At 59.4% G+C, this 17,722-nt stretch carries 18 protein-coding genes; 9 read left to right on the forward strand and 9 right to left on the reverse strand.

Annotation, left to right across the window (positions count from 1 at the left end; genetic code table 11):
• Positions 1-580 precede the first annotated feature (580 nt).
• From JZY08_RS07265 to trmFO, 3 genes are all read left to right on the forward strand, one after another.
• A complete protein-coding gene (locus tag JZY08_RS07265; RefSeq protein ID WP_065115811.1) occupies positions 581-727 on the forward strand; it encodes a DUF1127 domain-containing protein in 147 nt (48 codons plus the stop codon).
• Positions 728-1,208: 481 nt separating this feature from the next.
• Positions 1,209-1,352 (forward strand): DUF1127 domain-containing protein, encoded by a 144-nt coding sequence (locus tag JZY08_RS07270; RefSeq protein WP_003495735.1) that lies wholly within the window; start codon positions 1,209-1,211, stop codon positions 1,350-1,352.
• Positions 1,353-1,880: 528 nt separating this feature from the next.
• Positions 1,881-3,323, forward strand: a complete 1,443-nt coding sequence (trmFO, locus tag JZY08_RS07275) for a methylenetetrahydrofolate--tRNA-(uracil(54)-C(5))-methyltransferase (FADH(2)-oxidizing) TrmFO (RefSeq protein ID WP_216331525.1) — start codon at positions 1,881-1,883, stop codon at positions 3,321-3,323.
• 6 nt (positions 3,324-3,329) lie between these two features.
• Here the strand turns inward: trmFO and JZY08_RS07280 are convergent, their stop codons facing one another.
• From JZY08_RS07280 to JZY08_RS07290, 3 genes are all read right to left on the reverse strand, one after another.
• On the reverse strand, positions 3,330-3,932 hold the full coding sequence (locus tag JZY08_RS07280) for a TadE/TadG family type IV pilus assembly protein (RefSeq protein WP_216331423.1): 603 nt from the start codon (positions 3,930-3,932) through the stop codon (positions 3,330-3,332).
• Positions 3,929-4,381, reverse strand: coding sequence for a TadE/TadG family type IV pilus assembly protein (locus JZY08_RS07285; RefSeq protein WP_253204062.1), 453 nt, complete (start codon positions 4,379-4,381; stop codon positions 3,929-3,931). The genes JZY08_RS07280 and JZY08_RS07285 overlap by 4 nt, the downstream gene beginning before the upstream one ends.
• A 115-nt stretch (positions 4,382-4,496) precedes the next feature.
• Positions 4,497-5,711: a pilus assembly protein gene (locus JZY08_RS07290; protein ID WP_216331526.1), complete on the reverse strand. Its 1,215-nt coding sequence runs from the start codon at positions 5,709-5,711 to the stop codon at positions 4,497-4,499.
• Between the two features lie 430 nt (positions 5,712-6,141).
• Here JZY08_RS07290 and JZY08_RS07295 point away from each other — a divergent pair, with 430 nt between their 5' ends.
• The 5 genes from JZY08_RS07295 to JZY08_RS07315 all read left to right on the forward strand — a co-directional run bounded on the left by JZY08_RS07295 (position 6,142) and on the right by JZY08_RS07315 (position 11,478).
• Positions 6,142-7,269, forward strand: a complete 1,128-nt coding sequence (locus tag JZY08_RS07295) for an S-(hydroxymethyl)glutathione dehydrogenase/class III alcohol dehydrogenase (RefSeq protein WP_216331425.1) — start codon at positions 6,142-6,144, stop codon at positions 7,267-7,269.
• A 221-nt stretch (positions 7,270-7,490) separates the two neighbouring features.
• Positions 7,491-8,339 carry a hypothetical protein gene (locus JZY08_RS07300; protein WP_003495722.1) on the forward strand — a complete coding sequence of 283 codons (849 nt, stop codon included), beginning with the start codon at positions 7,491-7,493 and terminating at the stop codon, positions 8,337-8,339.
• 85 nt (positions 8,340-8,424) lie between these two features.
• Positions 8,425-8,688, forward strand: a complete 264-nt coding sequence (locus tag JZY08_RS07305; protein WP_216331426.1) for an acyl carrier protein — start codon at positions 8,425-8,427, stop codon at positions 8,686-8,688.
• On the forward strand, positions 8,685-10,217 hold the full coding sequence (locus JZY08_RS07310) for an AMP-binding protein (protein WP_216331427.1): 1,533 nt from the start codon (positions 8,685-8,687) through the stop codon (positions 10,215-10,217). Before JZY08_RS07305 ends, JZY08_RS07310 begins: the two co-directional genes overlap by 4 nt.
• Positions 10,201-11,478 carry a type III PLP-dependent enzyme gene (locus tag JZY08_RS07315; protein WP_216331428.1) on the forward strand — a complete coding sequence of 426 codons (1,278 nt, stop codon included), beginning with the start codon at positions 10,201-10,203 and terminating at the stop codon, positions 11,476-11,478. The genes JZY08_RS07310 and JZY08_RS07315 overlap by 17 nt, the downstream gene beginning before the upstream one ends.
• Positions 11,479-11,732: 254 nt before the next feature.
• Here JZY08_RS07315 and JZY08_RS07320 read toward each other — a convergent pair whose 3' ends face one another.
• The 6 genes from JZY08_RS07320 to coaD all read right to left on the reverse strand — a co-directional run bounded on the left by JZY08_RS07320 (position 11,733) and on the right by coaD (position 17,091).
• Positions 11,733-12,890 carry an aminodeoxychorismate synthase component I gene (locus tag JZY08_RS07320; protein ID WP_216331429.1) on the reverse strand — a complete coding sequence of 386 codons (1,158 nt, stop codon included), beginning with the start codon at positions 12,888-12,890 and terminating at the stop codon, positions 11,733-11,735.
• A 37-nt stretch (positions 12,891-12,927) separates the two neighbouring features.
• A complete protein-coding gene (gene tgt / locus JZY08_RS07325; protein ID WP_065115820.1) occupies positions 12,928-14,058 on the reverse strand; it encodes a tRNA guanosine(34) transglycosylase Tgt in 1,131 nt (376 codons plus the stop codon).
• A complete protein-coding gene (queA, locus tag JZY08_RS07330) occupies positions 14,058-15,140 on the reverse strand; it encodes a tRNA preQ1(34) S-adenosylmethionine ribosyltransferase-isomerase QueA (RefSeq protein WP_216331430.1) in 1,083 nt (360 codons plus the stop codon). Before queA ends, tgt begins: the two co-directional genes overlap by 1 nt.
• A gap of 311 nt (positions 15,141-15,451) precedes the next feature.
• Positions 15,452-15,961, reverse strand: coding sequence for a peptidylprolyl isomerase (locus JZY08_RS07335; RefSeq protein ID WP_003495709.1), 510 nt, complete (start codon positions 15,959-15,961; stop codon positions 15,452-15,454).
• 36 nt (positions 15,962-15,997) lie between these two features.
• The gene (locus tag JZY08_RS07340) at positions 15,998-16,567 is read right to left on the reverse strand and encodes a peptidylprolyl isomerase (protein ID WP_035223126.1); all 570 of its coding nucleotides are present in this window, start codon (positions 16,565-16,567) and stop codon (positions 15,998-16,000) included.
• 29 nt (positions 16,568-16,596) lie between these two features.
• Complete coding sequence (gene coaD / locus JZY08_RS07345) at positions 16,597-17,091, reverse strand: pantetheine-phosphate adenylyltransferase (RefSeq protein WP_003495706.1); 495 nt, start codon at positions 17,089-17,091, stop codon at positions 16,597-16,599.
• A 417-nt stretch (positions 17,092-17,508) separates the two neighbouring features.
• Here coaD and JZY08_RS07350 point away from each other — a divergent pair, with 417 nt between their 5' ends.
• Entirely contained in the window at positions 17,509-17,688 is a 180-nt protein-coding gene (locus JZY08_RS07350) for a hypothetical protein (protein ID WP_003495704.1), read from the forward strand.
• Positions 17,689-17,722 lie beyond the last annotated feature (34 nt).

Below are 17,722 nucleotides of genomic sequence, written 5' to 3' on the forward strand. Positions count from 1 at the left end.
GTTTCATCCGGACTTTTATTGGTCCCAGCTCCGGAAGCGTAAGGACCCCCGCCGCGCTTTTGCCCGCGCCGGAAGGGAACTGACCCGCGACGGACAGGAAAACGGCTGCACCCCTCTTGCCTCCGCACCGCCTGGCAGCAGCCGAAAGGACAGCCACGCCGCATGCGTGGAAGCACATAACATTTATGCGGCTACATGACATTATATATAGGGCGTTCCGCATGGGCTTCCGTGAGGGCTATGCGCCTGCCCCGGATCAGGGTCCGTAACGGCACTGCCCGGCCGCCGACATGTTGTAATCGCCCACGCATTCGCCTTGATCGCACGGCTTTACATCCGCCCGATCGGATCGCTTCACCAAAAGCACACAAAATGGTCACAAATTATGCATGAATCGCCGCAATCGGGTCGATTTACGAGCTTGCATTGCATCCCGTGCATAGGTGGCATCTTGCATTGTCTGTTTTTGTTTTGATTAAACCGATTATATTCATGGTCATACAGACATCGAGTTCAGCCCCGGTCCAAAGCCTCCCAAGACTGGCCGTGGAGACTGAACAGCACGAAGAGGAAGATGACCATGAACATTGCACGCTCGCTGACCAACTGGCGCAAGTATCGTCAGACCGTAACCGAACTCGGCCGTATGACCGACCGCGAACTGAGTGACCTCGGCATTGGCCGTCAGGACATCCGCCGCGTCGCCCGTACCGCGGTCGGCATCTAATACGCCCCGCCCGCTTGAATGCGGCGGATGCGAGACTACCCTTTCAAAAGGCCTGAGGCTCCCCGCCTCTGGCCTTTTTTTCGTTTTGGACAATGCCTTGAGATCGAACCAGCCCCCACACTCTGGAAGGCGTCGGAAGGAAACCGATCAAAAATGCATCGGCAGGCCGGTCGCGTAGCGTGATTTTGAGAGCCTGAAGGCGCCATCGACACTCTCTGACATCGAAAAAGGCCCGCTTACTGTCGCCAAAGGCCACGAAGCCCTCCAAAAACGCCCGAAAGACAGGCATTTCCGCTCATATTTTGCTCAGATGATACTCAAAGCCGTAAAATTAGCCGACATAGTGCACAAATGCATGGCAGTAGCCTAAATTCTGCACTGCACAACATAGCTGAATGTCTATATATAAACCTCAACAGCCGAGAGCACAGAAACACTGAGCCGGCAGACGAATTCACAAAGAAAGATTGAGGAAACGACCATGAACCCTATCCGCATCGCAAAGAACTGGATCTCCTACCGCCGCACGATCAACGAACTCGGCAGCCTCTCCAACCAGGCTCTGAGCGACATCGGCCTGACCCGTTACGACATCCGTAACGTAGCAGCCCGTTCGTTCCGCTAAGGCGTAAACGGTCGTCCCGCTGCCCGACCTCCAGGGCGCGACGATCGAGCGACAGGTTTTAAGAAAACGGCGCCTCTGGCGCCGTTTTTGATTCTGGCGGTATTTGCGGGGAATTGGTTCTCCGTCGCGGCTTATACCAAGCACCAAAGGCAACCGATAAAGTCTCGGCAGCGCGGCACATGTCTTCTCCCCGCCGGGGAGAAGGTGGCCCGAAGGGTCGGATGAGGGGGCAAGCTCTCCGCATCTCTCTACCCTCGCCCCCTCATCCCGCTGCCGCGACCTTCTCCCCGGCGGGGAGAAGAAACAAACGGCGACCGCTCGTCCCACAAACGCTTGCCCAGATCTCGGGCTTCGCCAAAACTCCGGCCGCCGCCTGCCCCTGGTTATCTCCCACCCGCAAAAACATTTGGCTGCCCCGGCCATGCATGCTAGTGCATCGGCAAACAATGCTGCGTCCTTCGGGGCCCGTGCAAAACAATCACTCGAAAGACAGCCGCCGGACGGGAGCCCTTGGCAACCGCGCGGCTCATGGACGCCAGCATGCAAGACAAGACCACTTCTCCCATTCACGTCGTGGGCGGCGGACTGGCCGGTTCGGAAGCCGCCTGGCAGATTGCTGAGAGCGGCGTGCCCGTCATCCTGCACGAAATGCGCGGCGTGCGCGGCACGGATGCGCATAAGGGCGATACGCTGGCGGAACTGGTCTGTTCCAATTCCTTCCGCTCCGACGATGCGACAGCGAATGCGGTCGGTGTCATTCACGCCGAAATGCGCCTTGCGGGCTCGCTGATCATGGCCTGCGCCGACAGGCATCAGGTGCCGGCCGGCGGCGCGCTCGCCGTCGATCGCGACGGGTTTTCTGAAGCAGTGACGAAAGAGCTAGAAAATCACCCGTTGGTGACAATCGTCCGCGAAGAGGTTTCCGGCCTGCCGCCAAAGGAATGGGGCAACAGCATCATCGCCACCGGCCCGCTTACCTCGCCGGATCTGGCCGCAGCCATCCAGTCGCAAACGGGTGCGGATGCGCTCGCCTTTTTCGATGCCATCGCGCCCATCGTGCATCGCGACAGCATCAACATGGATATCTGCTGGTACCAGTCGCGCTACGACAAGGTCGGCCCCGGCGGCACGGGCAAGGATTACATCAACTGCCCGATGGACGAGGAACAATATAACGCCTTCATCGATGCGCTGATCGCCGGCGATACGGTGGGTTTCAAGGAATGGGAAGGCACGCCCTATTTCGACGGCTGCCTGCCGATCGAGATCATGGCCGAACGTGGCCGCCAGACGCTGCGCCATGGCCCGATGAAACCCATGGGCCTGACCAACGCCCATAACCCGACCGTCAAGGCCTATGCCGTCGTCCAGCTGCGACAGGACAATGCGCTTGGCACGCTCTACAACATGGTCGGTTTCCAGACCAAATTGAAATACGGCGTCCAGGCGGATGTGTTCCGCATGATACCGGGCCTCGAAAATGCGGAATTCGCAAGGCTTGGCGGCCTGCACCGCAACACCTATATCGATTCCCCGATCCTGCTCGACAACTCGTTGAAGCTGAAATCCCGGCCGGACCTGCGCTTCGCCGGCCAGATCACCGGCTGCGAAGGTTATGTGGAAAGCGCCTCGGTAGGCCTTCTGGCCGGCCGCTTCGCCGCCGCCGAACAGAAGGGCGAGGCCCCAAGCCTGCCGCCCGCAACCACCGCACTCGGCTCGCTTCTCAACCACATCACCGGCGGCCACCTCTCTTCGAATGATGAGCCGGGCAAGCGCTCCTTCCAGCCGATGAACATCAATTTCGGCCTTTTCCCGGAACTGGAACCCGGCTCCATCGTCAAGCCGGAAGGCGTCAAGCGCTTCCGCGGCAAGGACAAGACGATCATGAAACGCCAGCTGGTTGCAGCGCGGGCGTTGAGGGATTGTGCGGCGTGGCTCGGCGGAAACAAGGACGAGACACACGCGCTTTGAGACCGCTCAATCGGCTTTGAATGGCGAGCGTTTGAGATTCCACTTTGCAAAATCCGATTTGCCCCTCTGGTACGGATATCGCTGGGAAAAGAATGGGTTAACAACCGCAACATATTCGAATTTTAGCGTGATATCGGCGAGGACCGAGATAAGCGGCTGGTAGCTGTAGCGACCGGAGACGACGATGACAGCCTCCTGAGCAACGAAACCGTTGGCAATCACGGTTTTCTCCCACGGCACATCTTCGGCAGAGCCCAGAAAATTGTGGGCGGGAAATTGCAGCCGGGCGACCTTGTCCACCAGTTTGACGCTTCTCAATGTCAGGTCGAGTTTGCCCGTCTGGAGAATGCCGCTGCCGGAAAGCACGACGAAACTCGGAACCCCCGTGCGCACCCTTTCCTCGAATTCAGGAAATCTTGCCGCCCAGCGCGCTGAATTGTCGACGATCGTCATGAACCGGTCATAGCTCAGCCAGCCCCGCCCGATCTCAATGACCACCGCAAGCATAAGGACGAGCAGCGGCGTCAGAAGCCCCATTTCCACCGCCGCAGCGCCCGAGCGGCAACGGCCAAAACCAGCAAGACGCAAAAACCGTGTCGTCTTTTTCATTCGGTCACCCGCACGGCAGTGATCGCCAGGGAAATGCTGCGCAACTGATGAATGCCCCCCGTGTCCGGCACGAGGATACGCGTCGTCGGCATCAAAAAATTCCAGTTGTAACCGATCGCCAGAATGTACTGCCCCGCGGTATCGGCGGGCGGGCGGAAATCGTTCACGATCGGTATGGGCACCTTGGCTTCGGCAATATCGTCGTCGGGAATCGGAAAAAGGGCAATCTTGAGATTGGTTTCGTCCGTCCCTCCAATGAAATGGGAGGCGATTGCCTTGCGCAGCGCAATCTCCGTCACCGGCCTGCCGTCGGCCGCCGCCTTGCGGAGATACTCGATGCCCGCATTCGAGGCAAAAGAGAGATAGAGATAATAGAGCATCAACAGGCCGATTTCGAGCGTCCCGAAAATCAGTGCAAAAAACAGCGGCAACAGCAGCGCCGTCTCCACCGCCGTTGCCGCTTTTCGGTCGCCAAACAGCCGGTAAAATGCCCCATGCGTGAACCGGCATCCGCGCGGACCGCCGCAGCTTTTATCCTGACGCGGGGAAAGAAAAGACTTCATCTCAGCCTTCTTCCATTCGATCCACATAGATAAGCTGGAAGCCCGTGATGATGCCGCCGAAGCTGTCGCTCAGTCCGGTAGCCTCGATCGTCACCCGATAGATGGAGTAAGCCTTGACCCTGAAACTGTAATCCCTCGGCGTCCAAGCGATATTGTTTTTATCCTGAGCCATTTCCCACACCTTCTGCTGAGGTTTCAGGGTGGGGAGCCGTTGCTGTAGCGAAATCTTGATTCCGTTTGTTTTTTCGACGTCCTCGACGGCCCGGCGCCCATTATACCAAACCATGATCTTATATATCCCGGGGTGAAGCTCGACATCCTTGTAGATCGAGCTATTGGCTTCGATATTTTTTTTCTTGCCGGGTGCAGGCGGTCCCCAGTCGCTGTCGAGTTCCATGACATAACGGGTTGGCAATGAGAGCTCGGTGCCCGCCTTCTTTTCAATTCCGTTCTTGTCGGTGGTCTTTACCTTATCGGCCTCCTTCAGCGTGCAGGCCAAGTCGTTCGCGGTGGGGGACCCGTTGAGTTTCTTGCTCTCCATGCCCGCCGGATAACCCTGCCAGTTGTGATTGCGGCGGCAGCAGGGGCTGCTCCAGTCCTGCAACTCTACGCCGGGTCCGGTCCCGCCATCCCATCCGATTTCCGAATATGGATAGACACCCCAGCAGCCGCCGGGGGTTTCCTTGGTGACGCCGTTTTTCAGAACTCGCTCGACGCCGAGAGCGTTGCTCTCGAACATATTGTCAATGATGACCGCATCGTCCTCGGGATAGGGCGGGATGCCTTCGCAGGACTCATTCAGGCGATATTTCAACTTTTCGAGATTGAACATCTCCGAGAAAATCAAACCGTAACTGAACTCAGCCTTGATCTTCGTCGTGGTCCAGTCCACCTCCACCTGGCGCGAGAGGACCTTCTGCTTGGTGGATTGAATCATGGCATCGAAGGCCGCGGCCACATTGTCACGCCTGACGCGGTCAAGCAACGTATAGGTGCGCGTGGGCTTGGTGGCTCTTTCACACGCCATCGCCATGACCCGCTTGGACTGGTTGTAATATGCCAGCGCCCTGCCGCCTTCAAAAAGCAGCCCCAGCAAAATGATGAAGATCGGCAGCAGCAGCGCGGTCATGATGGCGAACGTGCCCGCGCGATCCTTGAGGAGCGACGAAAACGGCGCGATTTTCGATGCTGCTTTTTTTATAGATCTGCCCGTCATCAAAAACACCGTCTCATGTCGCTCATCGCCATGGGAAAGGCGCGCTATGAAAAGCGGCAGCCCTGGCTTTCTGCGACGTTTAAAAATACCCGGCTGACGCCGGTCGCTTAAAAATTGCTCGCGGGTCGCCGACGGGGCTGCTTTTCGAGCAACCTCGCCTGACCACTGAAAATACAGGGGTTAATTAACACGCAAACCGTAAATCAAAACTCAACCGGAACTCAAAAATATGAAGCAAATTCATATTCTTAATTTATTTTTTAATAAATTAGCGAGTATCTAAATGGGCATATGATCGACTGACGGCAGTGCGGGATTTAATTTCACGACCACTTCCGAAAACACAAACCTTGGCTCGCCCCTTGTCCCTCCAGCCAAGCTCGGGCAAAACAGCCCTGTTCAATCACAAGACAATGCCAGGAGATAAGATATGGACGTTCGCGCCGCAGTTGCCATTCAGGCCGGAAAGCCGCTTGAGGTCATGACCGTTCAACTCGAAGGCCCCCGCGCCGGTGAAGTGCTGATCGAGGTCAAGGCGACCGGCATCTGCCATACCGACGATTTCACGCTCTCGGGTGCGGATCCCGAAGGTCTGTTTCCGGCCATCCTCGGCCATGAGGGCGCCGGTATCGTTGTTGATGTCGGCGCCGGCGTCACCTCGGTCAAGAAAGGCGACCATGTCATTCCGCTCTACACGCCTGAATGCCGCGAATGTTATTCCTGCACCTCGCGCAAGACCAATCTGTGCACCTCAATCCGCGCCACCCAGGGCCAGGGCGTGATGCCTGACGGAACGAGCCGGTTCTCGATCGGCAAGGACAAGATCCATCATTATATGGGCTGCTCGACCTTCTCGAACTACACCGTCCTGCCCGAGATCGCGCTGGCCAAGATCAACCCGGACGCTCCCTTCGACAAGGTCTGCTACATCGGCTGCGGTGTGACGACCGGCATCGGCGCCGTCATCAACACCGCCAAGGTGGAGATCGGCTCCACCGCCATCGTCTTCGGTCTCGGCGGCATTGGCCTCAATGTCCTGCAGGGTCTGCGCCTTGCGGGCGCCGACATGATCATCGGCGTGGACATCAATCCGGACCGCAAGGCCTGGGGCGAGAAGTTCGGCATGACCCATTTCGTCAACCCGAAGGAAGTGGGCGAGGACATCGTGCCCTATCTCGTCAACATGACGAAGCGCAATGGCGACCTGATCGGCGGCGCGGACTATACGTTCGACTGCACGGGTAACACAAAGGTCATGCGCCAGGCGCTGGAGGCCTCGCATCGCGGCTGGGGCAAGTCTGTCATCATCGGCGTTGCCGGCGCCGGCCAGGAAATCTCGACGCGTCCGTTCCAGCTGGTCACCGGCCGCAACTGGATGGGCACGGCCTTCGGCGGCGCACGTGGCCGCACCGATGTGCCGAAGATCGTCGACTGGTACATGGAAGGCAAGATCCAGATCGACCCGATGATCACCCACACCATGCCGCTTGAAGACATCAACAAGGGCTTCGACCTGATGCATAAGGGCGAAAGCATCCGCGGCGTCGTTGTTTATTGATCAATTGATATGATCAGGCCCCGCCTTTGATCAGACAAACACAAGGGCAGGCGCGCGGGCGCGGCTGTCCTTCATGCAAATGTGATCGTCCTCCCGCACCCTGCTCTCACTGTGATTAACGGGACGGTAAATCTATCGTCGTAAGCCGATACCGTGTGGAGTTGAAAAAACGCTCCACGGGCCAGAACGACGCCAGACAGCGGGAGCGACCTCTGAGAATCGTGCCGATCGACAACGGAAACCGCGTCGCCGCCGTTGCGCTTTTGACGAAGGGTTTCCCGGAAAAAAGCGAGGCCTTCTGGTCTCGCGGGCTGTCGTTCGTCAGCGCCCATCATGCGCGGCTAAATTTCGGCGAGATCGGGCAATTGCTGATGAAGGGCGATGATGCCGTCGGTGTGCTTTTGACGATCAAAAGCCGCCTGCCCGACGAAGACAGGATGGTCGTCAATCTGTCGAGCTGGTACGTCGAGCCTTCCAGCCGGTGGTTCGCGCCACGCATGCTGCAAATGGCCTCGTCCTCGCAGGAAGAAACCTTCACCGACCTCACCCCTTCCCCGGAAGCCTGCAAGCTGAACGAAAGGCTGGGGTTCTCGACGGTGACGGATTATACGCTCTTTTATCCGCTGCTGCCAAAGGCGCTCGGCCCGGCAAGGGCGCGGCTTCGCCCGCTTGCCGACGTGCCCCCGGGTGCGCTGCCGGCGGCGATGCGTGACATGCTGGAGGATCATGCGCGTTTCGGCTGCATGGTGGCGGTTATGGAGGCGGATGGACGTCATCATCCCCTGGTGTTCTTAAAAACCATGACAAAGCGGCTGCCCACCGCCCGCCTCATCTATTGCGAGGACAGGCAGCTCGCGCAAAGGCACATCTCTGCGATCGCCCGCCATCTTCTTCGCAAGGGCCGGCTCGCCATGACCATGGCGGCCTCTGACGAGGAGCGGGACGCCGGCGGATTTGCCGTTCTCAAATCCGCGCCAATGCAAGTAAAGGGCGTATGGAACCCACGGTTTATTAACGAAACATACTCAGAATTGGTGTTATTGCCACCCAGGGTATTGGGACGCTCTTGAAAAGACCGCGTTGAACCTTGCCTGCAAAGAAGAAAAGGCGCTTCGGCCACTCTATCCCGAGAGCGCGAACGAGCGGAGAACAAGCATGGTTTCAGCGCAACTCAGGGAAGCGGATGTGTCAGAGACCATCTATTCCTACCTCTCGCAGCGTTTTCCGGCTCACGCACCATTTGCGGCCGATACGCAATTGCTCGAAGGCGGCGTGATCGATTCGCTCGGCTTTCTCGAGCTGATGATCTTTCTCGGCGAAGGCTTCGGCATCATTCTCAGTGACGAACATTTCACGCCGGACAATCTCGGCACGCCGGCCGACGTGATCGCCTTTGTCATGCAGGAACGCCGGAAATGACACCCCACGTGCTGCTGCACCACCTGCTCACCGCGCGGGCTGAAAGCAGCGGTGAGGCGCTAGTCTTCAAAGAAAAATCACTGAGCTACCGCGAGTTTTCGCAGGCGGCCGCACGTTGCGCGGCAGCCTTGCAGGATGCAGGGGCGGAGCGTGGTGACCGCGTTGTCGTCTTTCTGCCACGCGGCATCGAGGAATGCTGGTCGATCTTTGGCGTGAGCATGGCCGGCGGCGTTTTCGTGCCTGTCAACGCGCTCCTGAAAGCGCAGCAGATCCGCCATATCGTCAGGGATTGCGGCGCGAAAATCGTCATCAGCAGTGCTGCGATGACGGATGAGCTGAAAGCGGCGCTGGAAGATCTCGCGCATGTCAAAGTGCTGCTGGCGGAAGATATGCATAACCGCCCGGCCGCGCCCGCCAAAGCCTCTGCGGCAATCGGCGAGGACCTCGCGGCGATCCTTTATACCTCCGGCTCCACCGGCTCGCCCAAGGGCGTGATGCTGTCGCACCGCAATCTTCTCGCCGGTGCGCGCATCGTGCGCACCTATCTTGAGATCACCGAAAAAGATCGCATCCTCTCCATCCTGCCCTTCAGTTTCGACTATGGCCTGAACCAGCTGCTGACGGCGGTGGAACAGGGTGCAACGACGATCATCTCCACCTTTAGGCTGGGCGACGATATCGTCAGGGATCTGCGTGACCATGCCATTACCGGGCTTGCCGGCGTGCCGACCGTCTGGGCAATCCTGACGAGAGCAGCCCCGTTGCTGGCGAAGACGCCGCTGCCGCAGCTGCGTTACATCACCAATTCCGGCGGGCGCGTGCCGCAGGAAACCGTGAGGGCGTTGCGCGAAAAGCTGCCGGACACCAAAATCTACCTGATGTATGGCCTCACCGAAGCCTTCCGCTCCACATTCCTGCCGCCGGAAGAGATCGACCGCCGCCCGACCTCCATCGGCAAAGCCATTCCGGAATGTGAAATCTTCATCGTCACCGCCGAGGGACAGCGCGCCAAACCGGGCGAACCCGGCATTCTCGTCCATCGCGGCCCGACCGTGTCGCTGGGTTACTGGAACCGGCCGGAAGATACCGCCAAGGTCCTGCGTCCTCACCCTTTCATTCCGGCTGAACGCGGCGGTGAGACCGTGTGTTATTCCGGCGATCTGGCGGTGGAGGACGAGGACGGCTTTTTCAGCTTCGTTGCCCGCAATGATGCGATGATAAAATCCTCCGGTTATCGCATCAGCCCGACCGAGGTGGAAGAAAGCCTGATGTCAACAGGGCTTTTCCAGCAGGTTGCCGTCATCGGCCTGCCGGACCCCTTCGCGGGTGAAAAGGTGCATGCGGTGGCCACCGCCGCCAATGAGAATATCGATGTTTCGGCGGTGCTCAAGAAAGCCACCGAAATGCTCGCCCCCTTCATGATCCCGCGCGCCATAGAACTGGTCGACCGGCTTCCGGTCACGGCCAATGGCAAGGTGGATTACCGCGCGCTGGTGCGCGAACGGACGGACAATGGCGCCCACGGATAAACCCCAAAGCCACGGCCCGGCCCTTGCAGCCACGCAATTCACGATCGACGAAAACGATCTCGTCATCGGCGGCCTTGCGGTGCGCGATATCGTTGCCGAGACCGGAACGCCGTGCTTCCTCTATGACGCGAGCGCCATGCGCCGCGCCTATCGGGATCTCGCAACCGCGCTCAGCGGTTTTGCCGATATCTTTTATTCGGTGAAGGCCAATCCCCTGCCCGCCATCATCTCGCTCTTCCGCGAAGAAGGCGCCGGCGCGGAAATCGCCTCCGTCGGTGAATATCGCGCCGCCATCAAGGCGGGCATGCCGCCGGAAAAGATCATCTTCGCCGGCCCCGGTAAACGCGCGGCCGAATTAATGGAAGTGATCAAGGGCGGCATCGGCGAAATCCATATCGAAAGCGCCGAAGAAATCGCCCGCATCGAGGCAATCGGCAGGCCGGTCAAGGCCTCCATCCGCATCAATCCGGTGCCAGACGCGCAGGCCGGCGCCATGCGCATGGGCGGCAAGGCCACCGCCTTCGGTTTCGATGAGGAAGAGCTGGAAAACGTCCTGCCCTTGTTCAGGGACAGCAGGCATATCGATCTCGTCGGCATCCATATTTACGGTGGCACGCAGATCCTCGACGCGGACATGCTTGTCTCTCAATGGAGACACTCGATCTCCCTTGCGGCGCGCATGGCGGAAATGCTCGGCAGGCCGCTTCAGACCATCGATCTCGGCGGCGGCCTCGGCATCCCCTATTTCGCCGGAGAAACGCCGCTCGATCTTGCAGCGGTCAGCGCCGCCATTCCCGACCTCAAGGCCTTGATGCAGGCGCATCCGCTGATTGCGAATGCTCATGTCATCGTCGAACCCGGCCGCTTCCTCGCCGGTCCCGGCGGCATCTATGTGGCGGAAGTCAATTCGGTAAAGACCTCGCGCGGCACCACCTTCGTTGTGACGGATGGCGGCATGCACCACCATCTGGCGGCCTCCGGCAATCTCGGCCAGATCGTCAAGCGCAACTACCCCATCGTCACACCGGCCATGATGCAGGCGGATTACGGGGAAACGGCAACCATCGTCGGCCCGCTCTGCACACCGCTCGACACGCTCGCCCGCAATGCGACCCTGCCGAATCTGAAGGCCGGCGATCTCCTCGCCATCCTGCAATCGGGAGCCTATGGCGCCAGCGCCAGCCCTTCGGGTTTTCTAAGCCATCCGGCGGCGAAGGAAGCGCTGGTGGAAGATGGTGCGTTTGGGATGATTGGGCGCTGAAGACGTGTGGTCGCGAAACCCGTAGCCGGTTTTCTTACGGACGCATATCTGGCTGCTGATATTGGGGCTTCCTCCAACGTCCTCATTCCTGTGCTTGTCACAGGAATCCAGTCGGCGCACGTCTGTGCGACGGGAGGAATCTTTTCAGCCCAAGGACTTGGGCTGGCAGGATTCCTGTGACAAGCACAGGAATGAGGGAGGAGAGAGCATTGCCGAAGACAGAACACTTCGAGTTTGCCGCACCTCTCTCCCGATCACTCCCGCAACAACCTGTCGCCCACCGCAAACTTGGATTTCAGCAGACACTCATCATATTCCGCCTCGGCATCGGAATCGAAGACGATGCCGCCGCCGACATTGAAGACCGCGCGGCCGCCATCGAACAGCATCAGCGTGCGGATCGCCACCGAAAAACGCATTTCTCCACTCGGAGACATGAAGCCGATCGCACCGCAATAGGCGTCGCGCGGCGTCTGCTCCAGCTCACGCAGGATCTTCATCGCCCACATTTTCGGTGCGCCGGTCACCGAGCCGCAGGGAAACAGCGCCGCAAAAATATCCTCCACCGTCACACCGGGCAAAAGCTTCGCCCGCACATGGCTGACCATCTGGTGCACGGTGGGATAGGTCTCGATATCGAACAGTCGCGGCACATCGAGGCTGCCGACCTCGGTGATGCGAGAAATATCGTTGCGCAGGAGATCGACGATCATGCGGTTTTCGGCGAGCGTCTTTTCATCCTCAAGCATCGCCGCGATGATCGCCCGGTCCTCTTGCGCATTCGCGCCACGCGGCGTCGTACCCTTCATCGGATGGGTCTCGATGAAACCTTGGGCATCCACGGCGAAAAACAGCTCCGGTGAGCGTGAGAGGATGACAGGTCCGCCGAGATCGACCAGCGCGCCATATCTGACCGGCTGGCGCTCGACCAGCGACCAGAAGGCCGTCAGCGGATCGCCGCTCCAGCCCGCATGGACCGGCATGGTCAGATTGCCCTGATAACAGTCGCCCCGGCGCAGATGATCATGCAACCGCTCGAAGCGCTGGCAATAATCTTCAAGGCTCCATACGGGCACAGGATCGGACAGAAAGGCATCCGCATCCGGCAGGTCTGTAGGCCGCGCGAACCGACCCTCATCCGGCTGCGGGCCGGAAAAGACGCCGAATCGTAAAAACGGCACGTTGCGGGGCTCGGCCGCAAAAGGCGCAAGTTTAGGCTCGAACAGGAAACCGGCCTCGTAGGACATATAGCCGGCAAGATATTTCCCGTCGCGACGCAGCTGCTCCATGCGCTTCAGCGCCGCAAAAAATGCCTCAGGCTCGTCCGCGACGATGATCTCTTCCGGCTCGGTGAAGGCTGTCACCGTGCCGGTCGTGTCATCCCGGAAAAGAACGTAAGGCGCATGTGCCAATGAAAGCGTCCGAAACAGGAGAGAGGGTCGGGAAGCGTCAGACGGGGTCTATGTCGCCGCGCGCCCACATCTCTATGGTTTCCGCATAAAAATCGGCGAAACGGCCTTCCTCGATCGACTTGCGGATACCCTGCATCAGCTCCTGATAATAGGCAAGGTTGTGCCAGGAGAGCAGCATGCCGCCCAGCGCCTCGTTGGAGCGCGTGAGGTGATGCAGATAGGCGCGGGAATAATCGCGCGAGGCCGGGCAGTTGGACTGCTCGTCGAGCGGGCGCATATCCTCGGCATGGCGGGCGTTGCGGATATTGACCCTGCCACGGCGGGTAAAGGCAAGCCCGTGGCGGCCGGAACGGGTCGGCATCACGCAGTCGAACATGTCGATGCCGCGCGCTACCGACTTCAGGATATCGTCAGGCGTACCGACGCCCATCAGGTAACGCGGTTTCTCGGTGGGCAGCACCGGCAGGGTGATATCGAGCATGCCGAGCATCACATCCTGCGGCTCTCCGACGGCAAGACCGCCGACCGCATAGCCCTTCAGATCAAGCTGCTTCAGCCCTTCGGCGGAGCGGATGCGCAGATCCGGCTGGTCGCCGCCCTGCACGATGCCGAACATGGCCTTGCCCGGCTGTTCTCCGAACGCGACACGGCAGCGTTCCGCCCAGCGCAGCGACATTTCCATGGCGCGCTCGATTTCCTTGCGCTCGGCTGGCAGCGCGATGCATTCGTCGAGCTGCATCTGGATGTCCGAATCAAGCATGCCCTGAATTTCGATCGACCGTTCCGGCGACATGTGGTGCAGCGAGCCGTCCACATGGCTCTTGAAGGTCACACCCTGCTCGTCCAGCTTGCGCAGGCCGGAAAGCGACATGACCTGAAACCCGCCGCTATCGGTGAGGATCGGATGCGGCCAGCGGATCAGCTCATGCAGGCCGCCAAGGCGGGCAACACGCTCAGGACCCGGCCGCAGCATCAGGTGATAGGTATTGCCGAGAATGATATCGGCCCCCAGTTCGCGCACCTGATCGAGATACATGGCCTTGACGGTGCCAACTGTGCCGACCGGCATGAAGGCGGGCGTGCGGATGACGCCGCGCGGCATGGCGACTTCGCCGAGGCGCGCGCCGCCGCTCGTGGCTTTCAGGGTGAAGGTGAATTTGTCGTGCATCAGTTTTTCCGGAACAACAGGCTGGAATCGCCATAGGAATAGAAGCGGTATCCGGTTTCGATGGCGTGCTTATAAGCGTCACGCATCGTTTCGAGACCGCAGAAAGCCGAAACGAGCATGAACAGCGTCGATTTCGGCAGGTGGAAATTGGTCATCAGAATATCGACCGCGCGGAAGCGGTATCCCGGCGTGATGAAGATGCCGGTGGCATCGGACCATGGGTGGATAACGCCATTCTCATCGGCCGCACTTTCGATCAGGCGCAGCGATGTCGTGCCGACGCAAACGATGCGTCCGCCCCGCGCCTTTACCGCATTCAGCCGGTCGGCGGTTTCCTGCGACACATGGCCGATCTCGAAATGCATCTTGTGATCGTCGGTATCGTCGGACTTCACCGGAAGAAAGGTGCCTGCCCCAACGTGAAGTGTCACGAAATGCCGCTCGATGCCGGCTTCGTCCAGCGCCGCAAACAGATCGGGCGTGAAATGCAGGCCGGCAGTGGGTGCGGCAACGGCGCCCTTCTCGCGGGCATAGATGGTCTGGTAGTCGGTCTGGTCCTGCGCATCTTCCGGCCGCTTGGCGGCGATATAGGGCGGCAGGGGAATATGGCCGACGGAGGCAATCGCTTCATCCAAAACAGGACCGGAAACGTCGAACAGCAGCGTGATCTCGCCCTCCTCGCCCTTCTCCTCGACCGTGGCTTCCAGATGGGCAAGGCCGCAGGCATTGTCGCGCTCATAACCGAAACGGATGCGGTCGCCCTGCTTGATGCGCTTGCCGGGACGCGCGAAAGCCTTCCAGCGGGATTGATCGGCGCGCATGTGCAGCGTGGCCGAAACAGCCGTCTCCGGCGCGCCTTCGCGCAGCCTGACACCTTCGAGCTGGGCGGGAATGACGCGGGTGTCGTTAAAGACAAGCGCATCGCCGGGCTTCAGGAAGGACGGCAGGTCGAAGACGCGGTGGTCTTCCATACGGTTTTCATTCGGATCGACCACCAGCAGACGCGCGCTGTCGCGCGGGTTCGCCGGGCGAAGGGCGATATTCTCCTCGGGCAGATCGAAATCGAACAGGTCTACACGCATTGCAGGGGCTTCCAGAAATTCGATGACACGGCACGGTGTTTTGCATCCCGACGCATCCGCCCCCTCATTCCTGTGCTTGTCACAGGAATCCAGTCGACGCGCGTCTGCGCGACGAGAAGAGTCCTTTCAGCCCAATGACTTGGACTGGCTGGATTCCTGTGACAAGCACAGGAATGAGGGAAGAAGAGAACGACGCGACGGATGGCAGGCTCCAAACCTGTCGCCCCGCCGCCTGCATCATGTACCGTCAATAAACATCAAAACCCGCCCCGCATAAACTGCGAGACGGGTCGAACTGCAATTTCCGATGATCAGGCCGCAGAAGCGAGCTTGATGGAAACGATCGAATCGGGATCCTTCACCGGCTCGCCGCGCTTGACCTTGTCGATGGCTTCCATGCCTTCGATGACCTGGCCCCAGACGGTGTACTGTTTGTTGAGCCAGGGCGAATCGGTGAAGCAGATGAAGAACTGCGAGTTGGCGGAGTTCGGGCTCTGCGAACGGGCCATGGAGCAGGTGCCGCGCACGTGCGGAATGGCGGAGAATTCAGCCTTCAGGTCCGGCTTGTCAGAGCCGCCCATGCCGGCGCGGGCCGGGTTGAAGCTTTCCGCACCCTTCTTGCCGAACTTCACGTCGCCCGTCTGGGCCATGAAGTCTTCGATGACGCGGTGGAACACGACGCCGTCATAAGCGCCTTCCGATACCAGTTCCTTGATGCGGGCAACGTGGCCCGGAGCAACTTCCGGAAGAAGCTGGATCACGACCTTGCCGGTCGTCGTTTCCATGATGATGGTGTTTTCCGGATCCTTGATCTCGGCCATGATTATTCTCCTCTGTTCGGGCTCTATTGCCCTACCTTACTTCTTGCCGACGGTGACCTTGATCATCCGATCGGGGTTGGAAACTTCGCCATTGCCGCCGGCGCCGCGCTTGATCTTGTCCACGGCTTCCATGCCGGACACGACCTTGCCGACCACGGTGTACTGGCCATTCAGGAACGGACCGTCGGCAAACATGATGAAGAACTGCGAATTGGCGGAATTCGGATCCTGCGAGCGGGCCATGCCGACCACGCCGCGCGTGAAGGGAACCTTGGAGAATTCGGCCGGAATATCCGGCAGGTCGGAACCGCCGGTGCCCGCGCGCTGGGCGCTGAAGCCCTTCTCCATGTTGCCATACTGCACGTCGCCGGTCTGCGCCATGAAGCCGTCGATGACGCGGTGGAAGGCAACATTGTCATAAGCGCCCTTCTTGGCCAGCGCCTCGATCTGCGCCACGTGCTTGGGCGCGACCTCAGGCATCAGCTCGATGACAACGGGGCCGTCCTTCAGCTGGACGGTCAGGAGTTCGGCGGCAGATGCAAGGGTGCTGGCGGCAAGCGCGCCCGCAAACAGGGCGCCGGCAAAGGCAAATCGAACGAGTTTCATCGGATTGGCTCCAGAATGTGAGGCTGAAGTCAGCGCTTCAGCTTGGCGTTGAGGGCTTCAAGCACGGCTTTCGGAACGAAGGCGTCGACATTGCCGCCCATGGCGGCGATCTGCCGGACCAATGTGGCTGTAATGGGTCGCGACGAGGTGCCGGCGGGCAGGAATACGGTCTGGATGTCCGGCGCCATCTGGCGGTTCATGCCGGCCATCTGCATTTCATAATCGAGATCGGTGCCGTCGCGCAGGCCGCGCAGCAGAAGGCGCGCGCCGTGCTGACGGGCGGCATCGACAACCAGATTATCGAAGGAAACGACCTCCATGCGCGCCGCTTCGCCCGGCAGAGTCTCGGAAAGGGCCTGGCGTATCAGCGCCGCCCGCTCCTCGAAACTGAACATCGGCGCTTTTCCGGGATGGATGCCAACGGCGACGATGACTTTGGACGCCACGTTCAGTGCCTGGATAAGCACATCCAGATGTCCGTTGGTCATCGGATCGAAGGATCCTGGATAAAAGGCAATCGTCATATCGCTCTCAGGTGGTGGGCGTTATGTGCCGCCTTTTGTCATGGAGACGGGCTCGGCGCAAGACTTTTACCACCCAAGCCCGTGTTCCGGACGGCCTGAACCACGGATGAATGGGCCGTTCAGTGCGGTTTCAGGGCTATTTTCTATAAATGCACACCATCAGGAAACCGAAACGCCCCTCACCCGTTAAGCATCCGGAGTATTGAAAATGCTGGCCTTCATGATCGTCCTTTCGATCGTCGCATCATTCGCTGCCGAGTACCTTTTTCTCGAATGATGCCCACAGCCAGTTTCCTGAACGCCAGATGAACAAGCCATTCAAGGAAGTTTCACAGGCGCGATGCTAATCGATTTTTACGATTGACGCGGAACATGATCGCACATGGCGCGTTAAGAAAGAACCAAAGGAACGGACAGATGTTTGTAAGAGAAAAACAGTCTACTTCGGCAAAGATCAGTGTCATCAGCACCGCCTGGACAGTACTGGTCATCGCCATGGTGGCAACGACGTTTAGTATTTATGAACAGAAGCCTGAAAAGCAGGGTCCGGACTATCCGCAGCTGACCGCCCGTTATCAGTATATGAATTATTACTGATAGAGGGCGAGAATTTCTCGCAACACACGGAGAT

This window comes from Rhizobium sp. X9 (genome assembly GCF_018873185.1).
GTDB lineage: Bacteria > Pseudomonadota > Alphaproteobacteria > Rhizobiales > Rhizobiaceae > Agrobacterium > Agrobacterium oryzihabitans.

Excerpts from the sequence above, each read along its gene's own strand:
- JZY08_RS07265 (WP_065115811.1), top strand. The coding sequence starts at position 581 with ATGAACATTGCACGCTCGCTGACCAACTGGCGCAAGTATCGTCAGACC.
- JZY08_RS07270 (WP_003495735.1), top strand. The coding sequence starts at position 1,209 with ATGAACCCTATCCGCATCGCAAAGAACTGGATCTCCTACCGCCGCACG.
- trmFO (WP_216331525.1), top strand. The coding sequence starts at position 1,881 with ATGGACGCCAGCATGCAAGACAAGACCACTTCTCCCATTCACGTCGTG.
- JZY08_RS07280 (WP_216331423.1), bottom strand. The coding sequence starts at position 3,932 with ATGAAAAAGACGACACGGTTTTTGCGTCTTGCTGGTTTTGGCCGTTGC.
- JZY08_RS07290 (WP_216331526.1), bottom strand. The coding sequence starts at position 5,711 with ATGACGGGCAGATCTATAAAAAAAGCAGCATCGAAAATCGCGCCGTTT.
- JZY08_RS07295 (WP_216331425.1), top strand. The coding sequence starts at position 6,142 with ATGGACGTTCGCGCCGCAGTTGCCATTCAGGCCGGAAAGCCGCTTGAG.
- JZY08_RS07305 (WP_216331426.1), top strand. The coding sequence starts at position 8,425 with ATGGTTTCAGCGCAACTCAGGGAAGCGGATGTGTCAGAGACCATCTAT.
- JZY08_RS07310 (WP_216331427.1), top strand. The coding sequence starts at position 8,685 with ATGACACCCCACGTGCTGCTGCACCACCTGCTCACCGCGCGGGCTGAA.
- JZY08_RS07315 (WP_216331428.1), top strand. The coding sequence starts at position 10,201 with ATGGCGCCCACGGATAAACCCCAAAGCCACGGCCCGGCCCTTGCAGCC.
- tgt (WP_065115820.1), bottom strand. The coding sequence starts at position 14,058 with ATGCACGACAAATTCACCTTCACCCTGAAAGCCACGAGCGGCGGCGCG.
- queA (WP_216331430.1), bottom strand. The coding sequence starts at position 15,140 with ATGCGTGTAGACCTGTTCGATTTCGATCTGCCCGAGGAGAATATCGCC.
- JZY08_RS07335 (WP_003495709.1), bottom strand. The coding sequence starts at position 15,961 with ATGGCCGAGATCAAGGATCCGGAAAACACCATCATCATGGAAACGACG.
- JZY08_RS07340 (WP_035223126.1), bottom strand. The coding sequence starts at position 16,567 with ATGAAACTCGTTCGATTTGCCTTTGCCGGCGCCCTGTTTGCGGGCGCG.
- coaD (WP_003495706.1), bottom strand. The coding sequence starts at position 17,091 with ATGACGATTGCCTTTTATCCAGGATCCTTCGATCCGATGACCAACGGA.
- JZY08_RS07350 (WP_003495704.1), top strand. The coding sequence starts at position 17,509 with ATGTTTGTAAGAGAAAAACAGTCTACTTCGGCAAAGATCAGTGTCATC.